The following is a 24,648-nucleotide window of genomic DNA, read 5'->3' on the forward strand; positions in this document are numbered from 1 at the left end:
AGCGGCTCACGCTGTTTCGCATCCGCTCCTCCCCGCCGGCTGTATTAGGTCACATAGCTGCGGCATACTCGGTCGCCTAATTGCCCGGATCCCGCTATGCGCTCATTCGCTCCTCTTGCTCCCCTTGCCTTGACCCTGTTGCTGGCCGCGTGTGGCGACGGCGAATCGCTGTTGCCGCCGGATGCGCGCCTGCCCGACGGCGGCCGCTATCGCGGTGAACTGGTCGATGGTTTGCTGCAAGGCCAGGGCCGGGTCGACTACCCCAACGGCAGCTGGTACGCCGGGGCGTTCGACAAGGGGCAATGGCATGGTCAGGGCGAATGGCACGGCAGCAATGGCGAGGTCTATCGCGGCAACTTCCAGCAAGGGCTGTTCGACGGCCAGGGCACGCTGACCACCACGGCCGGCAGCTACACCGGCGGTTTCAAGCTGGGCCGACGTGACGGCGAGGGCACCCTTAAAGAAAACGCGATGACCTATCGCGGCGAATTCAAGGCCGACCAGTATTCCGGGCTCGGTCGCCTCGAGCTGGATGACGGCAGTTCCTATCAGGGCCAGTTCGCCCACGGCAAACCCAACGGCGAAGGCCAGCGCGGCGATGCCAGCGGCAATCAGTTCACCGGCCACTTCGTCAACGGCCAGCTCGAAGGCAACGGCACCTTCAACAGTGCCGACGGCGACATCTACGTCGGCGGCTTCAAGAACAATCAACTGCACGGCAAGGGTCGCTACGAAAACGCCGATGGCGATGTCTGGCTCGGGCAGTTCAAGGAAGGCGCGCTGACCGGCAAGGGCGAACTGATCGGCGCCGACGGCAGCCACTACATCGGTTACTTCAATGATTGGCGCTTCAGCGGTCAGGGTCGCCTGAACCTGTCCGATGGCAGCTTCTACGTCGGTGGATTCGACAGCGACAGTTATTCCGGACGCGGCACCCTGGTGCTCACCGATGGCAGCGTGCTCAGCGGCACCTGGATCAACGGCCAGCGGGTACGCGATGCCGACGGCAAGTTGCTGCCGGACACCCTAGAACTCGGCCTGCTGGCCCAGGGTCGCCTCCTCGATGAAGCGCTGGCCAATGTGCCGGCCTCGACCCCGGCAGTGGAGCTGTACACCCTGACCCTCGGCGGCGACGGCAAGCAGAGCGTGTTCCTGCGCGAATCCGATTACGTGGCCAACATGCTCACCAGCCGTTTCGGCGCGTTTGGCCAGATTCGCCTGGTCAACCATCGCGACCACCTCGGCGACCGGCCGATGGCCACCCGCGAGAACCTGCGCCGCGCAGCCCTGACCCTGGCCGAACGCAGCGGCCCGGAAGATCTGGTGTTCATCTACCTGACCAGCCACGGCACCGCCGAACACGAACTGGTGCTCGACCAGCCGCGCATGGAACTGGCCGACCTGCCCGCCGACGAACTCGCCGCCGTGCTCGCACCGCTGAAGAATCGCGACAAGATCATCGTCATCTCTTCGTGCTATTCCGGCGGCTTCATTCCGGCGCTGAAGGACGAGCGCACGCTGATCATGACCGCCTCGCGCGCCGATCGCGTGTCGTTCGGTTGCTCCGAGGAGGCCAACTTCACCTACTTCGGCGATGCCCTGTTTGCCCAGGCGCTGAACCAGACCGACGACCTGGAGCAAGCCTTCAAACTGGCCAAGGCCACCGTCGCCGAACGGGAACTGGCGGACAACTTCGAAGCCTCTGAACCGCAGATCTGGGCGCCGAAAACCGTGCTGGCGCACTGGCAACTGCTGCGTAAACAGCAAGCGAGAAAAGCATTGCAAAGTGCTGCGTTGAACGACGGAGCGATAAAGAGCAACTAAGCTGAACAGTATCAAGGGAGAGACACTATGTACTTGACGCCTCAGCATGTCTTGCTTGCCGGAGCCACCGGACTGACCGGTGAACATCTGCTCGACCGCCTGCTCAACGAGCCGACGATCAGCCGCGTCCTTGCCCCCTCACGCCGGCCGCTGGCTGAACATCCGCATCTGGAAAACCCGGTCGGCGATCCACAGACCTTCCTGCCGCAACTGGCCGGTCGGGTCGACATTGCCTATTGCTGTCTCGGCACCACGATCAAACAGGCCGGCTCCGAAGAGGCGTTTCGCGCCGTGGATCTGGACATGGTGGTGGCGTTCGCCAAGCGCGCCCGGGAGATGGGAGCACGGCACCTGATCGTGATCAGCGCCCTGGGGGCCGATCGCCGGTCCTCGGTGTTCTACAACCGGGTAAAAGGCGAAATGGAATACGCATTGCGCGCGCAGGACTGGCCGCAATTGACCATCTGCCGGCCATCGCTGTTGCTCGGCGAACGCAGCGAGCCCCGTCTGGGCGAACAGCTCGCCGCGCCATTCTCTAAATTGATCCCCGGCAAATACCGTGGCATCGAAGCCTGCCAACTGGCCCGCGCCATGTGGCGTCTGGCGCTGGAGGAGCAGGATGGTGTGCGGATTGTCGAGTCGGACGAACTGAGAAAACTCGGCAAGTAAGCTCACTCGCCACAGCGGTTCAACGCGGATCCCGGGTAACCATTTCCAATGAAGCCTGAGGATCTTGCGTGAACTGGCCGACATTCGAAATAAAGTGAATCGAATCAACCCGCGTGTCGTAGCTATCTACCACGTGCCCCTTCCCTTTCATGGATAACGTGCCCTCCAGCACACCTGCGTCTACGGCCATTCCGCCATGGGATGACACCACAGCACGTCAGGCAATCAATGAAAGGACTCCTTGATGGCACCGCAAACAAAAACGTCGAAAGGCACCAGCAAAACGCCACCCACCCTCGACAGGTCGACTCCGGAAACATCGCCGACCCAGCGTCATGATTTCCCGGGTTTGATTCGATCCCCGGAAACAGACAGCGCCAGCCGCCCCACGGAGGCGCCTGCCCCACTTTCTTCAAGTGACACATTGCCCGCGATACAGATTCAGGATCTGACCCACCCGGCTGGAGACACTCAAGGAAGCTCATCCAGCGACCCACACGCGAGCGGATCGATCCGTCACTACGAGTTACCGGCGCAACTGCGAACGCGATTACCCGCCGTCAACACCGAAGGGTTGCGGGTTCACAGGGGACGCATTTATGCCGAGGTGCAATACACCACGACCACGACGGTCATGGTGGCCTGGGACGAAGGCCTCGGCACCTACCGAGCTATGCGCCCACAGGAAGCGCAGGCGTCGGGCCCCGTCCTGCAATTCGACACCGAAAGCAATACCTGGCGGGTCGCTGAGCCGCGGGTTATCAGTCAGGCCCTCGAGTCCACGGTACACCGGCAGGCAGACAATACCGACGATAACGCAGCACAGCCCCACCTGCCGGGACCGGCCAGGACGCAGCCGAACACTGCACCGATTTACGTCGATACCCAACATTACGTATGGAACGAGAAGGCCAACAATCACCATGGCTATGTGGTCCTGCACCGAAAAATGCGCCGGACCGAAGAGGTCGGACCGCCGCTGCATCATGCATTCATGGACGAAAGCGGCTCATTTGTCAGTGTCGAGCCTTCCGCTTCGCGAATCGATCAGCCAGCCGAACTGTTAACAGCCTGGACAGACCGCGATATCTGGGATCTCTACGGGATACAGGGCGCAGAAATCACCCGCTTCCGCAGCGAAGCGCACAGCACCGGGAAGAAACCTCTATGGGCTACCGTTCGGACACAACGGATGGAAAACGCCTACCTGTTTGACGAGCTGTACCGCTGGTCTGGCATGGACATGGATCGCGACCTGTTCAACAGCCTCCTGAACCATCAGAACCGCACCCCAGCCCAATGGGCAGAACACCTCCAGTCCGTCACCTTGCACCGCAGCCCATCTGGCCCACAAACGCCATTGCCAAGCCCGCCAACACCCGGCTCGCCCTCTCCACGCCCATCATCACCCGACACGTCCAGGACAGCGGACGCCATGATTGCCTACGGTGATCAGCGCCACTACACCTGGGATCTCGACAAGTCGAATTTCCATGGTTATGTCGAGATGCAGCGCAAGCCTGGCCTGAATGACAATCATGGACCTCTCACCCAACTGGCGTTTCGTGAAGGCGCCAGCCTGATTGTCGTCAAAGCCACCGATTATCCGATCTACAAAGAGAATGTTCTGCGCCCGTTCTGGCGGGACATCGACATCTGGAACCTTTACAGAATCGAAGGACCCGACATCGTGCGCTTTCGTCGGGAGGTTGCGCGCCATCAGAAACCGCCTGCCTGGGTCAAACAACGGGAATACCCTTCCCAGCGTGAACAACTGTTCGACTACCTGCGGCTGTGGACCAACCCTGATTCTCCGCTCAAAACACGAGAGCAAATCCTCGCCCGGTTCCAGCCCTACAATCTTTCCGTCCAGCAACTAATACGACTGTGCAAGGAGCTGTCGCCGACAGGGCAGTTCAAGAACCTGATCAATGATGAAATGCCTGGATGGGTCAAGACCTATCAGGATCGCACCCGGCTGGTAACCAACGAAAAACTCTTCGAACCGTTTCTGCCGGAAATCGATGCTGAAATCATTCAGCTGAGAAATCAGGGAGAAGGCACCAGCCTGCTGAAGGCGAGTCTGACCGAACCCTTCTTTCAGGAGCTGTTGCGGCTCAGCGGCTTCAAGCGCAACACGCACAATTATCTGTACAGAACCGACATTCCTGCCGTGTTCAAAGTGGATGACCGGACACCTTTCGAAATAGCCCGGCCCGGGGCCATGGTCCCACGCGTGGTATCGGCTGTGGGCACCACGAGCGAGACACCCGTCAGTGCAATGTTCAGCCTGAAGACCGCCATGGACTTTGCGAATGAAACCAGAGGAGTGACAGGCATAGAGGCGCACCAGACAACCAGCGGCACTTCGACGCCCCCCGCTCAACGCATCCGGTTTTGCTACCTGCTCGATACCCGCAATGTGGAAGTCGTTGCGGGACAGGACAATCGCGTCTACAACCCGACGCGGCTCGAACGAAGCCCCGCGGACGGCAAAACGTGGTTCCCGAGCATGAAAATGGAGGGGCATGTTTCGATGTCGTCGATCGGTTTCACGTCGAGGCGCGTCTGGCTGGTCAACTCGGGCATGACCCGCGCGGCGACAGTGGAAGATATCCATTTGCAGGCGTTGAAGCACGCCACGGGATCGGATCAAAACCCTGCCGACGCCATTGAGTCCCGCACGCGGGCAGGAGAATTGAACCGGGACGAATATGACGGGTTGATCGATGAAGTGGCGAACGCCGGCAAGCGCGTTATCGAATTGCCGGCGGGACAGGACATATTCTCTGACGACATCGTCTTTCCGCCCGAAACGATCACGTTATAGGGAGCTTCAATGGCACGCCCCTGCGGGGTCGTGCCATTGATTTTCATAACCCGCCAGTCGCCTGAAACCCTACACCGATGACCGTCAGCAACGACAACGGCAACAGCAGCGTATCGAGCAATGCGCTGGCCGGCAGATCCACACCGGGATAGCTCGGTGCCTCGGCGCCGAATCGATCCATCGCGCAACATCCGCCATTCATCGCATACAGATCCAGCCGCGTGCCGGAATACACCACCGGCGCGCCGGACTTGGCGGCATCGAGCGTGCGCACGGTGGCGCAGCCGGTCAGTTGCAAGATCAGCAGCATCGCCAGCAGCTTATTCATCGCTGCTCAGATGGTGTTCGCCCCAACGCGGCAGCATGTCTTGGGGAATGCCCAGCAGATTGAGAATCCGCGCCACCACGAAATCGATCAGGTCATCGATGGTCTGCGGCTGGTGATAGAAGCCCGGCGAGGCCGGCAGGATGGTCACGCCCATGTTCGACAACTTGAGCATGTGCTCCAGGTGAATGCTCGAATACGGCGCTTCGCGCGGCACCAGAATCAACTGGCGACACTCCTTCAAGGTGACGTCCGCCGCCCGCTCAATCAGGTTGTTGCAGGCGCCGGTGGCAATGGCCGACAAGGTGCCGGTCGAGCACGGCACCACCACCATGGCGGCGGGGGCGCCAGAGCCCGAGGCCACCGGCGACATCCAGTCTTCCTTGCCGTACACACGGATCTGCCCGGCGGACGCGCCAGTGTATTCGGTGAGGAACGCCTGCATCATTTGTGGCTTGGCCGGCAGCGACACGTCGGTCTCGGTGGCCATAACCAGTTGCGCGGCCTTGGAGATCAGGAAATGCACCTCGCGATCCTCGCGCACCAGACAATCCAGCAGGCGCAAGCCGTACTGGGCGCCGGACGCGCCAGTCATCGCCAGCGTTATGCGTTCCGGGCCATTGCTCGCCAGACGAGTGTTCATTTCAGCGCCTCGGCGAGTTTGCCGTGCAGGCCGCCGAAGCCGCCGTTGCTCATGATCACCACGTGAGTACCGGGCTGAGCCTGGCTCTTCACGCGTTCGATGATGCCTTCCAGCGAATCGCTGACAATCGACGGCACGGTGCAAAGTGCGGCGGTGCCTGCCAGATCCCAGCCGAGGTTGGCCGGGGCGTACCAGATCACCTGATCGGCATCGACCACGCTGTCCGGCAGACCGTCACGGTGGGCGCCGAGCTTCATCGAGTTGGAGCGCGGCTCGATGATCGCGATCAGCGGCGCATCGCCGATACGTTTGCGCAAGCCATCAAGGGTGGTGGCAATCGCGGTCGGGTGGTGGGCGAAGTCATCGTAGATGGTGATGCCGCGCACTTCCGCGACTTTTTCCATCCGGCGTTTGACGCTCTTGAATGCGCTCAATCCGGCAATGCCCATCGACGGCACAACGCCGACGTGACGTGCTGCGGCCAGAGTGGCCAGGGCGTTGGCAACGTTATGTTGGCCAGTCAATTCCCACTCGACCACGCCTTGGGACACGCCTTCGAACATCACTTCGAACGCCGAGCCATCGTCTTTCAGCAACTTGACCTGCCATTGACCGCCGGCACCGGTGGTCTGCACCGGGGTCCAGCAACCCATCTCGATCACACGCTGCAAGGCCGGTTCGGTGGTCGGGTGAATCACCAGGCCTTCGCTCGGGATGGTGCGCACCAAGTGGTGGAACTGCCGCTCGATGGCCGGCAGATCGGGGAAGATGTCAGCGTGATCGAACTCGAGGTTGTTGAGGATCGCCGTGCGCGGACGGTAGTGGACGAACTTCGAACGCTTGTCGAAGAACGCGCTGTCGTATTCATCGGCCTCGATCACGAAGAACGGCGTGCCGCCCAGACGCGCCGATACCGAGAAATTCTGCGGCACGCCGCCGATCAGGAAACCCGGGCTCATGCCGGCGTACTCCAGCACCCAGGCGAGCATGCTGCTGGTGGTGGTCTTGCCGTGCGTACCGGCAACCGCCAGCACCCAACGACCTTGCAGCACATGGTCGGCCAGCCATTGCGGGCCGGACACGTACGGCAAGCCTTTGTTCAGCACATATTCCACTGCCGGATTGCCGCGGGACATGGCGTTGCCGATCACCACCAGATCAGGTGCCGGATCAAGCTGCGCCGGGTCGTAACCCTGGGTCAGCTGAATGCCCTGGGCTTCGAGCTGGGTGCTCATCGGCGGATAGACGTTGGCATCGGAGCCAGTGACGTGATGGCCCAGCTCTTTGGCCAGAACCGCCATCGAGCCCATGAAAGTCCCGCAGATACCCAGAATATGAATGTGCATAGTCGACCTCGTAAAACATGGCCGCAGGTTAGCGCAGGGAGGGGGAAATGGCACTCTTTAGGTGATTGAGGGTGGAGGTCTGAACTTGTGTCCGACTTGAGATCGCCCCCTCACCCTAGCCCTCTCCCAAGGGAGAGGGAACCGACCGTCGTGTTCTCTCGAGGTACGCCGACCTGACACATCACGGTGAACTCCGGCCCGAATCCATAATCGACTCGGTCGCTCAGGTCGATGTATGCCAAAAGACACCGCGGTCAGTTCCCTCTCCCTTTGGGAGAGGGCTAGGGTGAGGGGCTTTTAACTGACACGCCGCTCAATCCCGTGCTTGCGCAACTTTCTATAGAGCGTATTGCGACTGACGCCCAGTTGCTGCGCCGTGTGGGTCATGTGCCAGCGCGTTTGCTCCAGCGCACTGAGCAAGGCCAGCCGCTCGGCATCTTCCAGCGGATGTTCGGATGCAGTTTCATCGGCTTTCACCAACAGCGGCTGCACATGCCGAAACATCGCCGGCAGATCATCCAGCCCGATCCGCCCCTCATCGCACAACGCCGCCAGCGTGCGCAGCACATTGCGCATCTGCCGCACATTGCCCGGCCAGTTGAACCCGAGCAAAGCCTGGCGCGCCGGTTCGTCGATCAGGATCGTTTCCCCGCCCGCCTCTTCGGCCAGCAGGAAATCCAGCAGCTGCGACTTGTCACTGCGCTCGCGCAACGGCGGCAGCGCCACTTCCAGCCCGTTGAGCCGGTAGTAAAGGTCTTCCCGGAAACTGCCATCACCGACCCGCTCCAGCAAATTGCGGTGGGTGGCGCTGATGATTCGCACGTTGACCGCTTCCGGCTCGCCGCCGATCGGCACCACCTGCCGGTCTTCCAGCACCCGCAACAGGCGAGTCTGCAGAGCCAGCGGCATGTCGCCGATTTCATCGAGGAACAACGTGCCGCCATCGGCCTGCTGCAGCTTGCCGCGCATGCCGTCCTTGCGCGCGCCGGTGAAGCTGCCGCCGCGATAACCGAACAGTTCGCTCTCGATCAGGCTTTCGGGAATTGCCGCGCAGTTGAGGGCGACGAACGCTTTGCCGGCGCGCTGACTGGCGTTATGCACAGCCTTGGCGAATGCTTCCTTGCCAGAACCGGTTTCGCCGTTGATCAGCAGCGGCACGTCACGCTCGAACACCCGCAGCGACTTGCGGAAATCCGACTGCAACGCCGCATCACCAAGGCAAATGCCCGCAAGACGCGGCGCTTCCAAAGGCGCCGGAACCGGTACTGCTGGCAGCGGCCGACGGGTTTCGCCGCGCAGCACCGCAAACAGATGCCGCCCATCGCGAGTACGCAGCGGCCAACTGGCGCTGGCATTGGCACTGGCGCGCCCGAGCAACTCATCCAGCGAACAATCGAAAAACGCCTCCACCGGTTTACCGAGCAAGCCGCCACGGATGTGCCCGAGCAGGTTCAATGCACTCTGATTGACCGCACTGATCCGCCCTTCCCCGTCAAACGCCAGCAACCCTTCGCTAAACAGCCCGACGGACTCAGCCTGAAGGTGGAAACGCAACAACCATTGGTTATCGAAGCAGCGCAGGAAGTAGCAGCTCTCGATCATCTTCGCCGACAGATTGACCAGCGCCATGGTGTGGAACTGGCTCTGGCGCGAGACGTCATGCCGAGCCGAGGAAACATCGAGCACCGCCAGCAGCTCGCCGTGCGGGTCGAACACCGGGCTCGCCGAGCAGGTCAGGCCGGTGTGACGACCGCGAAAGTGTTCGTCCTGATGAATCGTCAGGGCCTGACGTTCCACCAGGCAGGTGCCGATCCCGTTGGTGCCTTCGCAGGCCTCGCTCCAGTCGGAACCCAACCACAGGCCGGCGCGTTCGAAAATCTTGCGTTCGGCGGGGGCGGTGACGCAGTTGAGGATCACCCCGCGCGCGTCGGTCAGCAGCACCGCGTGGCCGGCGCCGGAGAGTTGTTGATGCAGGCTGCTCATTTCATTGCCGGCGATCTGCAACACCTGTTGCAGCCGTTCGCGGCTTTCGAGGACACGACCGTGTTCTAGCACGGTCGGCGCCATGGTCAGGGCCGGGTCGAGGTGATAGTCCTCAAGACAACGCAGCCACGAGCGGGCAATCGACGGGTCGGCACCGGGGCCATGCAGGTGCGACTTACCCTGGGTGACGGTGAGAACCTGTTGGGCATGGCGACTCAAATGGTTGTCGTGCATTTCTTATTATTCTCCCCGAGGCTCATCGGCCCATGCGTGAAGTGGTGCCCAGCATCCTCCAGCCAACCGGTCTTTGCAATGCTGGCAAGACCGCCCGGTCACGGGTTGTGCCAGAAGCGGTACAAACTGTCACCCAGGCTGTACCGATACCGCCACAGACGCTTGCCACTTGTCCGACACAAATCTCGCAAAGCCTTGATTTGCCTGACCTGCACGGCAGTGGCCCGACCTTTGCTCTACGCTTATAGCAAGCGCTCATGCGCGTCTCTCTGATAAGTACAACAGCCAAGGAGAACATCATGCGTTACGCTCACCCCGGTACTGAAGGCGCCAAAGTCTCGTTCAAGAGCAAGTACGGTAACTACATCGGCGGCGAGTTCGTCGCGCCTGTCAAAGGTCAGTACTTCACCAACACCTCGCCAGTAAATGGCCAGCCCATTGCCGAATTCCCGCGCTCCACGGCCGAAGACATCGAAAAGGCCCTGGACGCCGCCCATGCCGCTGCCGATGCCTGGGGCTCGACTTCCGCCCAGGCCCGTTCGCTGATCCTGCTGAAAATCGCCGACCGCATCGAACAGAACCTCGAAACTTTGGCGATTACCGAAACCTGGGACAATGGCAAGGCCATCCGCGAAACCCTCAACGCCGACATCCCGCTGGCCGCTGACCACTTCCGCTATTTCGCCGGGTGCCTGCGCGCCCAGGAAGGCAGCGCCGCCGAGATCGACGGCAATACCGTGGCCTATCACATTCATGAACCGCTGGGCGTGGTCGGCCAGATCATCCCGTGGAACTTCCCGATCCTGATGGCCGCGTGGAAACTCGCCCCGGCCTTGGCCGCCGGCAACTGCGTGGTGCTCAAACCTGCCGAGCAAACCCCGCTGGGCATCAGCGTGCTGCTGGAACTGATCGGCGACCTGCTGCCGCCGGGCGTGCTCAACGTGGTGCAAGGGTTCGGCAAAGAAGCCGGCGAAGCCCTGGCCACCAGCAAGCGCATCGCCAAGATCGCCTTCACCGGTTCGACACCGGTCGGCTCGCACATCATGAAATGCGCCGCCGAAAACATCATTCCGTCCACCGTTGAACTGGGCGGCAAGTCGCCGAACATCTTCTTCGAAGACATCATGCAGGCCGAGCCAAGCTTCATTGAAAAGGCCGCCGAAGGCTTGGTGCTGGCGTTCTTCAACCAGGGCGAAGTCTGCACCTGCCCGTCCCGTGCACTGGTTCAGGAATCGATCTATCCGCAGTTCATGGAAGCGGTGATGAAGAAGGTCAGCCAGATCAAACGTGGCGACCCGCTCGACACCGACACCATGGTCGGCGCCCAAGCGTCCGAGCAGCAATTCGACAAGATCCTTTCGTACCTGGAAATCGCCAAGGGCGAAGGTGCCGAACTGCTGACCGGCGGCAAGGTGGAAAAACTCGAAGGCAACCTGGCTTCCGGTTATTACATCCAGCCGACCCTGCTCAAGGGCACCAACAAAATGCGCGTGTTCCAGGAAGAAATCTTCGGCCCGGTGGTGAGCATCACCACCTTCAAGGACGAAGCCGAAGCCCTGGCGATCGCCAACGACACCGAGTTCGGCCTGGGTGCTGGCCTCTGGACCCGCGACATCAACCGCGCCTATCGCATGGGCCGCGCCATCAAGGCCGGTCGTGTGTGGACCAACTGCTACCACCTGTACCCGGCGCACGCCGCGTTCGGCGGGTACAAGAAGTCCGGCGTCGGCCGTGAAACCCACAAGATGATGCTCGACCACTACCAGCAGACCAAAAACCTGCTGGTGAGCTACGACATCAATCCGCTGGGCTTCTTCTAAAAACCAAGGGCGGCACCGAAATATCGGTGTCGCCCTTTTAATCCCGATGACACTTCCTGGCCTGGCCGCTCTGGCACGGGCCTTGCGTACCCGTCATTCAGGATTTGCGTGAACACTGCCGCTGCGTGAACAGCATCCACCCACTCAACCGCTGCACCCGAAAGTCCAACAGATCGAACAATAAAAAAGACAGAGAGGACTTATGACTTCCACCACACAGCTCAAACCCACACTCGGCACCCTGCACCTCTGGGGCATTGCCGTCGGCCTGGTGATTTCCGGCGAATACTTCGGCTGGAGTTACGGCTGGGGCACGGCGGGAACTCTGGGTTTCCTGGTCACGGCCCTGATGGTCGCGACCATGTACACCTGCTTCATCTTCAGTTTCACCGAACTGACCACCGCGATTCCCCACGCGGGCGGGCCGTTTGCCTACAGCCGTCGGGCGTTCGGCGAGAAAGGCGGATTGATCGCCGGCATCGCCACCCTAATCGAATTCGTATTCGCCCCGCCGGCCATCGCCATGGCCATTGGCGCCTATCTTAATGTGCAATATCCGGGGCTCGATCCGAAACTCGCGGCGGTCGGCGCGTATTTCGTGTTCATGACCCTGAACATCCTTGGCGTCAGCATCGCCGCGACCTTCGAGTTGGTAGTGACCGTGCTCGCCGTCGCCGAATTGCTGGTGTTCATGGGCGTGGTCGCACCGGGCTTCAGCTTCAGCAACTTCGTGCTGAACGGCTGGTCGGGTGCCAATGAGTTCACGATGGGCTCGATTCCGGGCATTTTCGCGGCGATTCCCTTCGCGATCTGGTTCTTCCTCGCCATCGAAGGCGCGGCCATGGCGGCCGAGGAGGCCAAGGACCCGAAACGCACCATTCCACGGGCCTATGTCAGCGGCATCCTGACCCTGGTATTCCTGGCCATCGGCGTGATGGTGATGGCCGGCGGTGTCGGCGACTGGCGCCAACTGTCGAACATCAACGACCCGCTGCCGCAGGCGATGAAAGCGGTGGTCGGCAACAACTCGACCTGGATGCACATGCTGGTGTGGATCGGCCTGTTCGGGCTGGTAGCGAGTTTCCACGGGATCATCCTCGGCTACTCGCGGCAGTTCTTCGCCCTGGCCCGGGCCGGTTATCTGCCGAAAGGCCTGGCCAAACTCTCGCGTTTCCAGACCCCGCACCGGGCGATTCTGGCCGGCGGCGTGATCGGCATCGCGGCGATCTACAGCGACGGTCTGGTCAACCTGCAAGGCATGACCCTGACGGCGGCGATGATCACCATGTCGGTGTTCGGCGCCATCGTGATGTACATCATCAGCATGCTCAGCCTGTTCAAACTGCGCAAAACCGAGCCGAATCTGGAGCGCACCTTCCGCGCACCGGGCTATCCGGTGGTGCCGGCCATCGCGCTGTTCCTGGCGGTGGTGTGCCTGGTGGCGATGGCCTGGTTCAACACGCTGATCGGCTGTGTGTTCCTGGGTTTCATGGCCGCCGGCTACCTGTACTTCCAGTTGACCGCCAAGCAACGCTCCGAAGCACCGGCAGACGCTATGCTCGAAGGTATCTAAACGCTAACTGAGCTGCACCGGCATCGGGCCTCGGGCTCGGTGCCCGCACTAAAAGCATTCATTCAGGAGGAACGCGCCCCATGGCTGCATTTGCCCATACCGTCGGCGCCCAGACCTATCGCTTCGACAGCCTCAAGGAAGTGATGGCCAAGGCCAGCCCTGCACGTTCCGGGGACTTCCTGGCGGGCGTCGCCGCGCTCAACGATGGCGAACGGGTGGCCGCGCAAATGGCGCTGGCCGACATCCCGCTCACGCATTTTTTGCAGGAAGCGCTGATCCCCTACGAATCCGATGAAGTCACCCGACTGATCATCGACAGCCATGACAAACAGGCCTTCGCAGTCGTCAGCCATCTCACGGTTGGCGGCTTTCGCGACTGGCTTCTGAGCGAAGCGGCCGATGAGCAGAGCCTGCGCGCCCTCGCCCCCGGCCTGACACCGGAAATGGTCGCTGCCGTGTCGAAGATCATGCGCGTGCAGGATCTGGTGCTGGTGGCGCAGAAGATCCGCGTCGTCACCCAATTTCGCGGCACCCTCGGCCTGCGTGGGCGGTTATCCACAAGGCTGCAACCCAATCACCCGACCGACGAACCTTCCGGCATCGCGGCGAGCATTCTCGACGGTCTGCTGTACGGCAACGGCGACGCCATGATCGGCATCAACCCGGCCACCGACAGCATCGCCTCGATCTGCGCAATGCTGGAAATGCTCGACGCGATCATCCAGCGCTACGACATTCCGACCCAGGCCTGCGTGCTGACCCACGTCACCACCTCTATAGAAGCGGTCAACCGTGGTGTGCCGCTGGATCTGGTGTTCCAGTCGATTGCCGGCACCGAAGCGGCCAACGCCAGTTTCGGCATCAACCTGAACATCTTGCAGGAAGGTTATGAAGCGGGTCTGAGCCTCAATCGCGGCACGCTCGGGCAGAACCTGATGTATTTCGAAACCGGCCAGGGCAGCGCCCTGTCGGCCAATGCCCACCACGGCGTCGATCAACAGACCTGCGAGACAAGGGCCTACGCCGTGGCGCGCCATTTCAAGCCGTTTCTGGTGAACACCGTCGTAGGATTCATCGGCCCGGAATACCTGTACAACGGCAAACAGATCATCCGCGCGGGCCTCGAAGACCACTTCTGCGGCAAGCTGCTCGGCGTGCCGATGGGCTGCGACATCTGCTACACCAACCACGCCGAAGCCGACCAGGATGACATGGACACCCTGCTGACCCTGCTCGGCGTGGCCGGGATCAACTTCATCATGGGCATCCCCGGCTCCGACGACATCATGCTCAACTACCAGACCACCTCGTTCCACGACGCGCTCTATGCGCGCCAGACACTTGGCCTGAAACCGGCGCCGGAATTCGAACAGTGGCTGGCGAACATGGGCATCTTCACCCAGGCGGACGGCAAGGTCCGCTTTGGCAACAACCTGCCGCCGGCCTTCCGCCAGGCCTTGGCGCAACTGGGATGAGTCAGATGGAAAAACCGCCCGTCGATCCGCAAAACCCGTGGCTGGAGCTGCGTCGTCTGACCCCGGCGCGCATTGCCCTCGGCCGCACCGGCACCAGCCTGCCGACCCGTGCACAGCTGGATTTCCAGTTCGCCCACGCCCAGGCTCGGGACGCGGTGCATTTGCCGTTCGATCACGCCGGGCTCAGCGCCCAACTGACCGAGCGCCAGCGCGACAGCCTGCTGCTGCACAGCGCGGCGGTGGATCGCAACAGCTACCTGCAACGCCCGGACCTGGGGCGCAAATTGAGCGATCAATCGGCCCAGACCCTGCGCGACTACGCCCAGGCGCATCCGGGCGGTGTGGATCTGGTGATTGTGGTGGCGGATGGTCTGTCGGCGCTGGCGGTGCATCGGCATACCCTGCCGTTTCTCACCCGCCTGGAAGAACAGATGAGCGCCGACGAATGGTCGACTGCGCCGGTGGTTCTGGTGGAACAGGGCCGGGTGGCGATTGGCGATGAAATCGGCCAGTTGCTGGGCGCCAAAATGGTCGTGATGCTGATTGGAGAGCGTCCGGGCCTCAGTTCGCCGGACAGCCTGGGTTTATATTTCACCTACAATCCAAAGGTCGGCCTCACGGATGCTTACCGCAACTGCATCTCCAATGTGCGGCTGGAAGGGCTCAGTTACGGCATGGCGGCGCATCGCTTGCTGTACCTGATGCGCGAAGCCTGTCGGCGACAGCTGTCGGGCGTCAATCTGAAGGACGAAGCGCAGGTTCGGACGCTGGAATCGGAAGCCGGTGCAGACATGAAGAGTAATTTCCTACTCGATCCGCCCCCAGCCTGAACCGTTTCCGCATTGCCTTTCTGCGCCGGTTTGAGGCAGGATCGACGCACGGCCGCCCAAGGTTTCCGTTGCCGTCAGCCCCACGTGAAGACAGCCACTTGAAGGACGAGACCTACCATGCGGATTATCCAAGCGACCCTCGAACACCTGGATTTGCTGACCCCGTTGTTCGTTAAGTACCGCGAGTTCTACGGCTCCCTGCCCTACCCGGACTCGTCCCGGGCCTTTCTCGAAAAGCGCCTGCGACGCAAGGAATCGGTGATCTACCTGGCCCTGGCCGATGACGACGACAAGAAGCTCATGGGCTTCTGCCAGCTCTACCCGAGCTTTTCCTCCCTGTCGCTCAAGCGCGTGTGGATTCTCAACGACATCTATGTCGCCGAGGACGCCCGCCGCCAATTGGTAGCCGACAACCTGATCCGCACCGCGAAGAAAATGGCCAAGGAAACCCAGGCCGTGCGCATGCGCGTCTCCACCAGCGCCGACAATGAAGTGGCGCAGAAAACCTACGAATCCATCGGGTTCAAGGAAGACACCGAGTTCAAGAACTACGTGCTGCCGATCAGCGAAGAACTCTGATCGCGGGGTGCCCTGCGGGGAGGGAGCAGACTCCCTCCCCAAAATGAATGCCAACCCGACATTTATTCACACCGACATCCCCCGCTACAAAACCAACGCGCTTTTCACCCCTCTGCCCGTATAATCCCGATCTTTCCGGCTTGTAAGAAAAACTACACCCGCTTGTAGGCTTACACGAAGTCATCCGCACAGGTCTGCCGAGTCAGGCCATCACCACAGGTGCCTCCATGGATTTCAACCCGCTCGACCTTATCCTGCATCTCGATGTTTACCTCGACCTGCTGGTGAATAATTACGGGCCTTGGATCTACGCCATCCTGTTTCTGGTGATCTTCTGCGAGACCGGTCTGGTGGTGATGCCATTCCTGCCGGGTGATTCCCTGCTGTTCATCGCCGGCGCAGTGGCTGCGGGCGGCGGTATGGATCCGGTATTGCTGGCGGGCTTGCTGATGCTCGCGGCGATCCTCGGCGACAGCACCAACTACGTGATCGGACGAACGGCCGGTGAAAAACTGTTCAGCAATCCGAATTCGAAGATCTTCCGCCGCGACTATCTGCAACAGACCCACGACTTTTACGACAAACACGGTGGCAAGACTGTAACCCTGGCGCGCTTCCTGCCGATCATCCGTACCTTTGCCCCGTTCGTCGCCGGTGTCGCGAAGATGCCTTACCCGCGGTTCTTCGGTTTCAGCGTGTTCGGTACGGTCCTGTGGGTCGGCGGTCTGGTGACGCTGGGCTACTTCTTCGGCAACGTGCCGTTCATCAAGAAGAACCTGTCGCTGCTGGTGGTCGGCATCATTCTGCTGTCGCTGATTCCGATGATCATCGGCGTGGTTCGCAGCCGTTTCGGCGGCACCAAAGCCCAATCGCACTAAGCCGATGTGGTCGCTGAGCGCCTGGCGACGCCGGCGCATTCTGGCGAAGTACCCGATTGCCGACGATATGTGGCAGCGGGTGCGCCATCACCTGAGTTTTCTCGATGGCATCACTGCCGCTGAAGACCAGTGGCTGCGCGAAACCAGCGTGCTGTTCCTCGAAGACAAACACCTGACCGCCCTGCCCGGTGTCGAATTGCATCAGGAACAACGCCTGCTGCTCGCCGCCCAGGCGCAACTGCCGCTTTTGCATCTCGGCAATCTGAACTGGTATCAGGGTTTTCACGAAATCGTCCTCTACCCCGACGACTTCCTCAGCCCCCAGCGCCATCGCGATGCCAGCGGCGTCGAGCATGAGTGGGACGGCGAACACAGCGGCGAGGCGTGGCAGCAAGGGCCGATCATTCTCGCCTGGCCGGGCGTGATGGCCAGTGGTGGCTGGGAAGGCTACAACCTGGTGATCCACGAACTGGCGCACAAACTCGATATGCTCAACGGCGACGCCAACGGCCTGCCACCGCTGCATGCCGACATGCGGGTCAGCGACTGGGCCGAGGTGATGCAGGCGGCGTACGACGACCTCAATCGCCAGCTCGACCGCCATCCCGACGCCGAAACCGCCATCGACCCGTATGCCGCCGAGAACCCGGCCGAGTTCTTCGCCGTCACCAGCGAGTACTTCTTCAGCGCTCCGGATCTGCTGCACGAAGCTTATCCACAGGTGTATGCGCAGCTGCGGCTTTTCTACCGCCAGGATCCGTTGGCGCGCCTGAAGCAACTTCAGGCCAGCGACCCGGTCTATCAGGCTCACGAGTAAAGGTCTGCACGACTTCCGGTACATGGCGTCCACGGCAGAATATGCCTATAATCGCCGCCACTTTTTGGTCAATCCGGCCAAGTGTTTTTGGTCAACTAACGGGGGCAACGCCCAATGAGCTACAGCAAGATTCCGGCTGGCAAAGACCTGCCGAACGACATCTACGTCGCGATCGAGATCCCGGCCAACCACGCGCCGATCAAATACGAAATCGACAAAGACAGCGATTGCCTGTTCGTTGACCGTTTCATGGCCACCCCGATGTTCTACCCGGCCAACTACGGTTACATCCCGAACACCCTGGCTGACGACGGTGATCCCCTGGACGTGCTGGTCGTAACCCCTTACCCGGTTGCTCCAGGTTCGGTGATCCGCGCGCGTCCAGTCGGCATCCTGAACATGACCGACGACGGCGGCGGCGATGCCAAAGTCATCGCAGTCCCACACGACAAGCTGTCTCAGCTGTACGTGGACGTGAAGGAATACACCGACCTGCCAGCCCTGCTGATCCAGCAGATCGAGCACTTCTTCGCGAACTACAAAGATCTCGAAAAAGGCAAATGGGTGAAAATCGAAGGCTGGGACGGCGCTGACGCTGCCCGCGCCGCGATCACCAAGTCGGTTGCTGCCTACAAAGGCTAAGTCTCGCGACCTGCGACACGCTTGAAGAAAACCCCGGTTGATCCGGGGTTTTTTGTGCCTGCCAGATAAGTGCTTAAACAGCCTGTTTATAGCGACCTACAGAAAAGTTTTGGTGTGTGTAATTTCCCACAAGGACGTCTTACATCCCGTCGCAAAATTTGCCCTGATTTTGAACGCAAGGTTTATTCAAACCGCTCTAGGCCGGTCGTAGACTCGTGTTTATGAGAAAGAACACTAGCGGTCCAAGATTCAAGGCACTCCTGGAAGCTGCGAACATCACCACCACGGGATTCGCAAAGTTCTGGGGCACGGAAGCCCAAAACGTTCATAACTGGTACACCCGGGGCGTACCCGCGTACCGCATGGAAGAAGTTGCGCGCCTGTTGTCCGTCAACAGCCAATGGCTGAAGACCGGCGAAGGCCCGAAAGACGCCCCGCACCTGCATACGGACTCGGGCGACATCCTCGATGCGCATGCCATTCGCGGCGTCTACACGGTGCTCGAAACCAACGACATCGAATTGCCGCTCTACAAAGAAACCCCGGTCGCCCCCGGCTCCGACAAAACCCATGTCATCAAAGACCCGGAACAAACCATCCGCCTGCCCCGCAGCCACCTAGAAACACTGGAGATCCGCCACACCGACGCCATCTGCACCCACATGATCGGCAACAGCATGGCCGAGAAAATCGAAGACGGCTCCACCCTCGCCATCGACCGCGGCCTCACCCAGGTGGTGGACGGCGAAATCTACGCCATCGAACACGACGGCATGCTGCGCATCAAATACCTGCACCGCATGCCCGGCAACGCATTGCGCCTGCGCAGCCACAACAGCGCCGAATACCCGGACGAGATCTTCCGCGCGGCGCAGATCGAGGAGCAGAGGATTCATGTATTGGGGTGGGTGTTCTGGTGGTCGACGCTGGGCAAGCGGCGGCCGGTGGTGCCGTTTCTCTGACCCTCCGTCACTCCCGCCCCCTGCAGAAAACTCTGTGGGAGCGGGGCTGCCCGCGAAGAGGCCCGGATACAAGGTACAAATCCCTGCTTCCTGCCGCAGAAATCGCTCTATTCCGCACTTGAGACTGGGAATCCCCGACAAAACTCAGTATCCTGCGCCCCACATTCGCGCATCGGCCCGCCAAGCGGCCCGGATGACGCCTGACGCGGCAGACCACTGTCTGACCAAGTCCCACAGCCGGACGCAAGATCCGGATGTACGTTTTGAAGGCTGGCGCGGTTTACCAAAAATAAACCAAGCCAGTCCCCGAGAAGCCGGCCACAAGCCGGCTTTTTAATGCCTGCTGAAAAACCGGCCGGGGGTCGGTTTACGGGCAGAGCGCTGTGTAATGGTGCTTGCACAACTCATCGCATAACAGAGCCCCGCCTGCTGGAAGCGACGGCAACTTAGATTGCTCAAGTCACCCCACAAGGACGTTCAACATTCATGCCCAAAACCATCACTTCAAACATGAAATCAGTTGGCCTGACAGCCGCCTCGTGCCTTTGTCTTTCAGGATGTGTTGGAGCAATCGTATCGCTCCCGGAAAAAACAACCGTCAAGACAGACGCTTACAAAGCGCAAAGCTATCGATCAATCACACCGCAAATCAGCAGAACGGTCACGTCGACGCCTACACGGGAATGGTGCGGGATCACCGTTTGGGCACTGATCATTCCGGTGCCATTGAAACTACCGGTGTGCACATCGTATTTCGAGCAGTCCTTCGGCAACGACGAGTTCGGAAACGAAGCCGTTCTGCTCGACTCGCAGCAAAAAGTCCCATCCCCTTTCTACGCTTGCGGCCCATTCATGATGTTGGGACCGATCGTTCATGGTTACCAAGGCAATGCGCTTTGCGGTGTTTTTGCGGATTGATGGTGAAACTGACATAGCGACTTACGCTTTCACCTGCAGACGCTTTAGTCGCGAAGCCCTCCATATCCACCGTTGATTTACAATCGCCATCCGATCGGCACGAAAACACTTTCAGCACAGGGATGCGCCCATGTCCGTTCCAACCTACGATCAGTTCATTGAGCCGATCCTTCGCTTTCTCGCCACAAAACCCGAGGGTGCAATCGCTCGGGACGCTCATGAATCAGCAGCAAAAATGCTGCAACTGAGTGAAGCTCAGCGCGAAGAACTGATCGCCAGTGGTCAGGCTACCTACAAGAACCGATCAGGCTGGGCACACGATCGACTCAAGCGCGCAGGTCTTTCCAGCAGTGCCAAACGCGGTTATTGGAAGTTGACCGACGCAGGCGTGCAGTACGCCAAGGAGCATGCATTTCCACTGTCGACCACGGATGTGGAGCACTTAGCAATCGGCTACATGAATGTGAAGCTGAAAGTCGCGCCTGACGCCGAGCCACTGGATGACCAACCAAATGTGGAGCCCGATCTAGCCTCCGCCACCGAGAGCCCCGACGACCGACTGGAGCGAGCGCTTAAGGAATTACGCGATGCCACGGCGGCCGACCTTTTGGACAACTTGCTGCAAGTAAGCCCTAACCGTTTTGAAGTAATCGTGCTGGATGTTCTTCATCGCTTGGGTTACGGCGCCAGTCGCAACGACTTGCAACGTGTCGGAGGTTCCGGTGATGCCGGCATCGACGGCATTATCTCGCTCGATAAATTGGGGTTGGAGAAGGTTTACGTACAGGCCAAGCGTTGGCAGAACACGGTTGGCCGACCTGAGTTACAGGCGTTCTATGGCGCGCTCGCAGGACAAAAGGCCAAGCGCGGTGTGTTCATTACCACCTCTGGTTTTACGGCGCACGCCGTCGACTTCGCCAAATCGGTGGACGGTATTGTGCTGGTAGACGGGACGCGACTGGTGCATCTGATGATGGATCATGAGGTGGGCGTGACATCGCGTTTGTTGCGGTTGCCGACGCTGGATCGCGATTATTTTGATGAAGAGTGAGTTCGGGCGTGTTGCTGCTTTACCCTGCTAACCAATTTCCTTAGTGGGCTTGTGGCCAAAAGTGATGGCACACTAGAATCGCAGCGATTGTTCTACCAACCCCTACGGATCGAGGGTTACATCAGCACGGGGCGAGGCCGGAACTGAATCCAGTTTAGGTTGATGTGCAGGTCAAGGAGACCACTATGTCGGACGTTAAAAGCATCAAGGATCAGAAGCTTCTCTACCATCTCACTTCAGTTGAAAACCTGGATGGAATTTTCAAGGATGGTTTGAAACCTCGCGCTGGCCTCTCGGGTTTCAAAGACGTCGCAGATGCTGAAATCCTGAAAAAGCGGCAGGCTCTGCAGCTCGACAATTACGTGCCCTTCCACTGGTTTGCGAAGAATCCATTTGACGGAAGCGTCCAGCGCAACAGGCCAGAGGCCCAATTTGTACTGATCTCGGTCTACAGATCAACGGCCAGGCAATACGGCTGGAAAATCATTCCACGCCACCCGTTAGCAGGCGACTCAATACAGCTACTTGATTACGAACAGGGTTTCGAAGCCATCGAGTGGGATGTCATGAGCAGTCGCGATTACCTGGACCCTCATTGCAAAAGCATCTGCATGGCCGAGTGTCTCGCACCGGGGGTTGTTAAACCTGAGGCCTTCTTCAAAATCTTTACCCCCAGCGAAGAAGTCGATGCACTTTGCGTAGCTAAATTGCAGGCAGCGGATGTTAATGTGCAGACCAGCGTGAATCAGAGAATGTTTTATCAATGAACTACACCAGCCTGAATCCAGAGAAAGCTCTGATTTGGCGTATCGTCCATCGCGATAACCTGCCCTGGATTCTGGACAACGGCCTGCATTGCGCAAACTCGGAAGTACAGGCACCTCATTACGTGAACATCGGCAACGTCGACTTGATCGACAAGCGCCGTTCCCGTCAGGTGCCTATCGCACCCGAAGGCGTCCTGGCCGACTACGTGCCCTTCTATTTCACGCCCTTCTCGGTGATGATGCAGAACATCCACTCCGGGTGGAGCGTGCAGCAACGCAGCAATGACGAGATCGTCATTCTGGTCTCAAGCCTCCATCGCGTTGAAGAGCTCGGCCTACCGTTTGTCTTTACAAACGCACATGCCTATCCGAGTTGGACAGACTATTACAGCGATCTGGCGAATCTCGACCAGATCGATTGGACTATCCTTCAACGGCGCGACTTCAAGCGCGATCCTGATGACCCTCGTAAAATAGAGCGTTATCAAGCGGAAGCGCTGATCCACCATCACTTACCGATTACGGGACTACTGGGCATCATGTGCCACACCGATGCAATGAAAGAACGCATAGAACAAGACGTCGCCGCTCGAGGCCTGACGTTGTCTGTCCATGCGCGTCCCAAATGGTATTTCCAATGATCAGATTTACCCAAGGCAACCTGCTGGAAGCCAAGACCGAAGCCCTCGTCAACACGGTGAACACCGTGGGCGTGATGGGAAAAGGCATCGCGCTGATGTTCAAAGAACGCTTTGCGCAGAACTATCGTCTTTACGCAGCGGCGTGCAAGGCCAAGGAAGTTGAAACCGGCAAGATGCACGTGACCGCCACCAACGAACTTGAAGGACCTCGCTGGATCGTCAATTTCCCGACCAAACGTCACTGGCGTTCACCTTCGCAAATGGCCTGGATAACAGAAGGTCTGCACGACCTGCGTCGGTTTCTAATTGAGAATGACGTGAAATCAGTCGCTATCCCGCCACTGGGTGCTGGTAACGGTGGATTGAAGTGGCCTGAAGTCCGCGAACAGATCGTTGAGGTTTTGGGGGATCTGGATGTCGACGTGCTGGTGTTCGAGCCGACCAATCAATATCTGAATGTCGCCAAGCGCAACGGTGTAGAGACGCTCACGCCGGCCCGTGCCCTTATCGCTGAACTGGTTCGACGCTATTGGGTGTTGGGCATGGAATGCAGTCTGCTCGAGATTCAAAAACTGGCTTGGTTTCTTGAGCGGGCAATTGAAAAACTTCCAAGTACAGAGAACCCGCTAAACCTGAAATTTATCGCTCATAAATTCGGGCCATACGCCAATCGACTGGAGCATCTGCTCAACAATCTGGATGGTAGCTATCTACATTGCGACAAGCGTATCAGTGATGCGGAAATCACCGATGTGATTTGGTTTGATCAAGATCGCAAGGCTTTTTTGCAGACCTACCTAAAGACTGAAGCCAGGGAATATTCCCAAGCTTTAGAGCGCACAGCTGAATTAATCGATGGCTTTGAATCCCCCTTCGGAATGGAATTACTCGCGACCGTCGATTGGTTGCTGATTAAGGAAGGGGTTGTTCCGACCGTTTCTGCGGTACGTGAAGCACTGAGAAACTGGGACGGCGGGGGTGGAGCTGCGGTGCGCAAAAATAAACTATTCGATGATCAAGCTCTTGAAATCGCGATTAATCGCCTGATCTCCAGCAGTTTCAGCCCGAAAATAGCGGCCTGACGCAGACAATAAATGCGAGTTTGCCTGTCCGCTTGGCACGTGCAATGAGTAGACGGCTCAGGCGATTATTGAACCATCGCAATAAGCCATTAGCACATCTGCCCTAATTGCCCCTCACCCAACCTCGCCACTAAATTTCCATTCTGTTTTTGTGCATTGCAAAAGCACCAAGGAATGGAGCAACACCATGTTGTCGTTTTTCAAACTCAATCAATCCCTTGTTCTAGCAACCGCACTTCTGACCGCCACTATTTGCGCGCAGGCAGAAGAACCGAACCCCGTCGGTGACTGGTGGATCATTTACGGCAACGGCATTCCCAACAAGAACATCATGTATGTAGCCGACAGCACTTCAGTGGTGCCGTCGAACCATACCAAGGGTGCGAAGTTGGTGGCCGTGACGCTGGTGTATGAAGAACCCGGCAAACCGATGATCGATGCCTACAACCTCGAAGTGCAGTGCTCGACGAACAAGGTCCGCTTTCTTAATGGGCAATCCATAGATCGCATTGCCTACATGATGCGGCACCTGAAAGTTAACGACCAATGGCAGCAGCCGAAGGAGTTCTGGGTACAGCGCGCCGCCGAGTTTGTTTGCTCCCCCGCTAAAAAGGACATGATCGCGCTGGGCAAGATGGAGCCCTTGCAGATGATTCAGGGCATGCAACAGATGTTCTTCAAGCTGGCACCGATTCAGGAGAAGGGGCAGATGATGGACAACCTGGATTCGATCCTCGGTAACAAGTAAGCGGCGGAACG

The 24,648-nt window shown here is 59.4% G+C and carries 22 protein-coding genes; 18 read left to right on the top strand and 4 right to left on the bottom strand.

Annotated features, from left to right (window positions below):
* Positions 1–96: 96 nt before the first annotated feature.
* The 3 genes from ABFB52_RS25765 (at position 97) to ABFB52_RS25775 (ending at position 5,323) form a co-directional block, all read left to right on the top strand.
* Positions 97–1,824: a C13 family peptidase gene (locus ABFB52_RS25765; RefSeq protein WP_102686371.1), complete on the top strand. Its 1,728-nt coding sequence runs from the start codon at positions 97–99 to the stop codon at positions 1,822–1,824.
* Between the two features lie 27 nt (positions 1,825–1,851).
* A complete protein-coding gene (locus ABFB52_RS25770) occupies positions 1,852–2,493 on the top strand; it encodes an oxidoreductase (RefSeq protein WP_007958634.1) in 642 nt (213 codons plus the stop codon).
* 244 nt (positions 2,494–2,737) lie between these two features.
* Entirely contained in the window at positions 2,738–5,323 is a 2,586-nt protein-coding gene (locus tag ABFB52_RS25775) for a hypothetical protein (RefSeq protein ID WP_129972496.1), read from the top strand.
* Positions 5,324–5,366: 43 nt separating this feature from the next.
* On the opposite strand, the gene ABFB52_RS25780 is transcribed toward ABFB52_RS25775, so the two are convergent.
* The 4 genes from ABFB52_RS25780 to ABFB52_RS25795 form a co-directional block, all read right to left on the bottom strand.
* The gene (locus ABFB52_RS25780) at positions 5,367–5,651 is read right to left on the bottom strand and encodes a YceK/YidQ family lipoprotein (RefSeq protein WP_085747641.1); all 285 of its coding nucleotides are present in this window, start codon (positions 5,649–5,651) and stop codon (positions 5,367–5,369) included.
* Positions 5,644–6,291 carry a flavin prenyltransferase UbiX gene (gene ubiX, locus ABFB52_RS25785; RefSeq protein WP_129972497.1) on the bottom strand — a complete coding sequence of 216 codons (648 nt, stop codon included), beginning with the start codon at positions 6,289–6,291 and terminating at the stop codon, positions 5,644–5,646. Before ubiX ends, ABFB52_RS25780 begins: the two co-directional genes overlap by 8 nt.
* The gene (mpl, locus tag ABFB52_RS25790) at positions 6,288–7,637 is read right to left on the bottom strand and encodes a UDP-N-acetylmuramate:L-alanyl-gamma-D-glutamyl-meso-diaminopimelate ligase (RefSeq protein WP_085747640.1); all 1,350 of its coding nucleotides are present in this window, start codon (positions 7,635–7,637) and stop codon (positions 6,288–6,290) included. The genes ubiX and mpl overlap by 4 nt, the downstream gene beginning before the upstream one ends.
* Positions 7,638–7,934: 297 nt before the next feature.
* Positions 7,935–9,854 (bottom strand): sigma-54-dependent Fis family transcriptional regulator, encoded by a 1,920-nt coding sequence (locus ABFB52_RS25795; RefSeq protein ID WP_129972498.1) that lies wholly within the window; start codon positions 9,852–9,854, stop codon positions 7,935–7,937.
* Positions 9,855–10,153: 299 nt separating this feature from the next.
* Here ABFB52_RS25795 and ABFB52_RS25800 point away from each other — a divergent pair, with 299 nt between their 5' ends.
* From ABFB52_RS25800 to ABFB52_RS25870, 15 genes are all read left to right on the top strand, one after another.
* Complete coding sequence (locus tag ABFB52_RS25800) at positions 10,154–11,674, top strand: aldehyde dehydrogenase family protein (protein WP_007958625.1); 1,521 nt, start codon at positions 10,154–10,156, stop codon at positions 11,672–11,674.
* 202 nt (positions 11,675–11,876) lie between these two features.
* Positions 11,877–13,247: an ethanolamine permease gene (gene eat, locus ABFB52_RS25805; RefSeq protein ID WP_085608773.1), complete on the top strand. Its 1,371-nt coding sequence runs from the start codon at positions 11,877–11,879 to the stop codon at positions 13,245–13,247.
* 80 nt (positions 13,248–13,327) lie between these two features.
* Complete coding sequence (locus ABFB52_RS25810) at positions 13,328–14,722, top strand: ethanolamine ammonia-lyase subunit EutB (protein WP_102686377.1); 1,395 nt, start codon at positions 13,328–13,330, stop codon at positions 14,720–14,722.
* Between the two features lie 5 nt (positions 14,723–14,727).
* Complete coding sequence (gene eutC / locus ABFB52_RS25815; RefSeq protein ID WP_129972499.1) at positions 14,728–15,552, top strand: ethanolamine ammonia-lyase subunit EutC; 825 nt, start codon at positions 14,728–14,730, stop codon at positions 15,550–15,552.
* Between the two features lie 117 nt (positions 15,553–15,669).
* On the top strand, positions 15,670–16,131 hold the full coding sequence (locus ABFB52_RS25820; RefSeq protein WP_074691599.1) for a GNAT family N-acetyltransferase: 462 nt from the start codon (positions 15,670–15,672) through the stop codon (positions 16,129–16,131).
* Between the two features lie 227 nt (positions 16,132–16,358).
* Positions 16,359–17,009 carry a DedA family protein gene (locus ABFB52_RS25825; protein ID WP_011336118.1) on the top strand — a complete coding sequence of 217 codons (651 nt, stop codon included), beginning with the start codon at positions 16,359–16,361 and terminating at the stop codon, positions 17,007–17,009.
* A gap of 4 nt (positions 17,010–17,013) precedes the next feature.
* Positions 17,014–17,826, top strand: a complete 813-nt coding sequence (locus ABFB52_RS25830) for a zinc-dependent peptidase (RefSeq protein ID WP_129972500.1) — start codon at positions 17,014–17,016, stop codon at positions 17,824–17,826.
* A 114-nt stretch (positions 17,827–17,940) separates the two neighbouring features.
* Entirely contained in the window at positions 17,941–18,468 is a 528-nt protein-coding gene (gene ppa, locus ABFB52_RS25835; protein ID WP_007933577.1) for an inorganic diphosphatase, read from the top strand.
* A 221-nt stretch (positions 18,469–18,689) separates the two neighbouring features.
* Positions 18,690–19,430, top strand: a complete 741-nt coding sequence (locus ABFB52_RS25840) for a S24 family peptidase (RefSeq protein WP_085747634.1) — start codon at positions 18,690–18,692, stop codon at positions 19,428–19,430.
* A gap of 486 nt (positions 19,431–19,916) precedes the next feature.
* Entirely contained in the window at positions 19,917–20,348 is a 432-nt protein-coding gene (locus ABFB52_RS25845; protein ID WP_080770657.1) for a hypothetical protein, read from the top strand.
* Positions 20,349–20,478: 130 nt separating this feature from the next.
* The gene (locus ABFB52_RS25850) at positions 20,479–21,399 is read left to right on the top strand and encodes a restriction endonuclease (protein WP_085747633.1); all 921 of its coding nucleotides are present in this window, start codon (positions 20,479–20,481) and stop codon (positions 21,397–21,399) included.
* A 185-nt stretch (positions 21,400–21,584) separates the two neighbouring features.
* Positions 21,585–22,166: a DarT ssDNA thymidine ADP-ribosyltransferase family protein gene (locus ABFB52_RS25855; protein WP_085747632.1), complete on the top strand. Its 582-nt coding sequence runs from the start codon at positions 21,585–21,587 to the stop codon at positions 22,164–22,166.
* Complete coding sequence (locus ABFB52_RS25860) at positions 22,163–22,807, top strand: DUF4433 domain-containing protein (protein ID WP_074691609.1); 645 nt, start codon at positions 22,163–22,165, stop codon at positions 22,805–22,807. Before ABFB52_RS25855 ends, ABFB52_RS25860 begins: the two co-directional genes overlap by 4 nt.
* On the top strand, positions 22,804–23,889 hold the full coding sequence (locus ABFB52_RS25865; protein ID WP_085747631.1) for a macro domain-containing protein: 1,086 nt from the start codon (positions 22,804–22,806) through the stop codon (positions 23,887–23,889). Before ABFB52_RS25860 ends, ABFB52_RS25865 begins: the two co-directional genes overlap by 4 nt.
* A gap of 187 nt (positions 23,890–24,076) precedes the next feature.
* Complete coding sequence (locus tag ABFB52_RS25870) at positions 24,077–24,637, top strand: hypothetical protein (protein ID WP_129972501.1); 561 nt, start codon at positions 24,077–24,079, stop codon at positions 24,635–24,637.
* Positions 24,638–24,648: the final 11 nt, after the last annotated feature.

Source organism: Pseudomonas sp. 9.2(2024), assembly GCF_039695385.1.
GTDB lineage: Bacteria > Pseudomonadota > Gammaproteobacteria > Pseudomonadales > Pseudomonadaceae > Aquipseudomonas > Aquipseudomonas paraglycinae.

Coding starts and splice junctions, on each gene's coding strand:
- ABFB52_RS25830 (WP_129972500.1), top strand. CDS start 17,014: ATGTGGTCGCTGAGCGCCTGGCGACGCCGGCGCATTCTGGCGAAGTAC.
- ABFB52_RS25840 (WP_085747634.1), top strand. CDS start 18,690: ATGAGAAAGAACACTAGCGGTCCAAGATTCAAGGCACTCCTGGAAGCT.
- mpl (WP_085747640.1), bottom strand. CDS start 7,637: ATGCACATTCATATTCTGGGTATCTGCGGGACTTTCATGGGCTCGATG.
- ABFB52_RS25850 (WP_085747633.1), top strand. CDS start 20,479: ATGTCCGTTCCAACCTACGATCAGTTCATTGAGCCGATCCTTCGCTTT.
- ABFB52_RS25860 (WP_074691609.1), top strand. CDS start 22,163: ATGAACTACACCAGCCTGAATCCAGAGAAAGCTCTGATTTGGCGTATC.
- ABFB52_RS25800 (WP_007958625.1), top strand. CDS start 10,154: ATGCGTTACGCTCACCCCGGTACTGAAGGCGCCAAAGTCTCGTTCAAG.
- ppa (WP_007933577.1), top strand. CDS start 17,941: ATGAGCTACAGCAAGATTCCGGCTGGCAAAGACCTGCCGAACGACATC.
- ABFB52_RS25820 (WP_074691599.1), top strand. CDS start 15,670: ATGCGGATTATCCAAGCGACCCTCGAACACCTGGATTTGCTGACCCCG.
- ABFB52_RS25870 (WP_129972501.1), top strand. CDS start 24,077: ATGTTGTCGTTTTTCAAACTCAATCAATCCCTTGTTCTAGCAACCGCA.
- ABFB52_RS25865 (WP_085747631.1), top strand. CDS start 22,804: ATGATCAGATTTACCCAAGGCAACCTGCTGGAAGCCAAGACCGAAGCC.
- eutC (WP_129972499.1), top strand. CDS start 14,728: ATGGAAAAACCGCCCGTCGATCCGCAAAACCCGTGGCTGGAGCTGCGT.
- ABFB52_RS25810 (WP_102686377.1), top strand. CDS start 13,328: ATGGCTGCATTTGCCCATACCGTCGGCGCCCAGACCTATCGCTTCGAC.
- eat (WP_085608773.1), top strand. CDS start 11,877: ATGACTTCCACCACACAGCTCAAACCCACACTCGGCACCCTGCACCTC.
- ABFB52_RS25825 (WP_011336118.1), top strand. CDS start 16,359: ATGGATTTCAACCCGCTCGACCTTATCCTGCATCTCGATGTTTACCTC.
- ABFB52_RS25780 (WP_085747641.1), bottom strand. CDS start 5,651: ATGAATAAGCTGCTGGCGATGCTGCTGATCTTGCAACTGACCGGCTGC.
- ABFB52_RS25765 (WP_102686371.1), top strand. CDS start 97: ATGCGCTCATTCGCTCCTCTTGCTCCCCTTGCCTTGACCCTGTTGCTG.
- ABFB52_RS25770 (WP_007958634.1), top strand. CDS start 1,852: ATGTACTTGACGCCTCAGCATGTCTTGCTTGCCGGAGCCACCGGACTG.
- ABFB52_RS25775 (WP_129972496.1), top strand. CDS start 2,738: ATGGCACCGCAAACAAAAACGTCGAAAGGCACCAGCAAAACGCCACCC.
- ABFB52_RS25795 (WP_129972498.1), bottom strand. CDS start 9,854: ATGCACGACAACCATTTGAGTCGCCATGCCCAACAGGTTCTCACCGTC.
- ABFB52_RS25855 (WP_085747632.1), top strand. CDS start 21,585: ATGTCGGACGTTAAAAGCATCAAGGATCAGAAGCTTCTCTACCATCTC.
- ABFB52_RS25845 (WP_080770657.1), top strand. CDS start 19,917: ATGCCCAAAACCATCACTTCAAACATGAAATCAGTTGGCCTGACAGCC.
- ubiX (WP_129972497.1), bottom strand. CDS start 6,291: ATGAACACTCGTCTGGCGAGCAATGGCCCGGAACGCATAACGCTGGCG.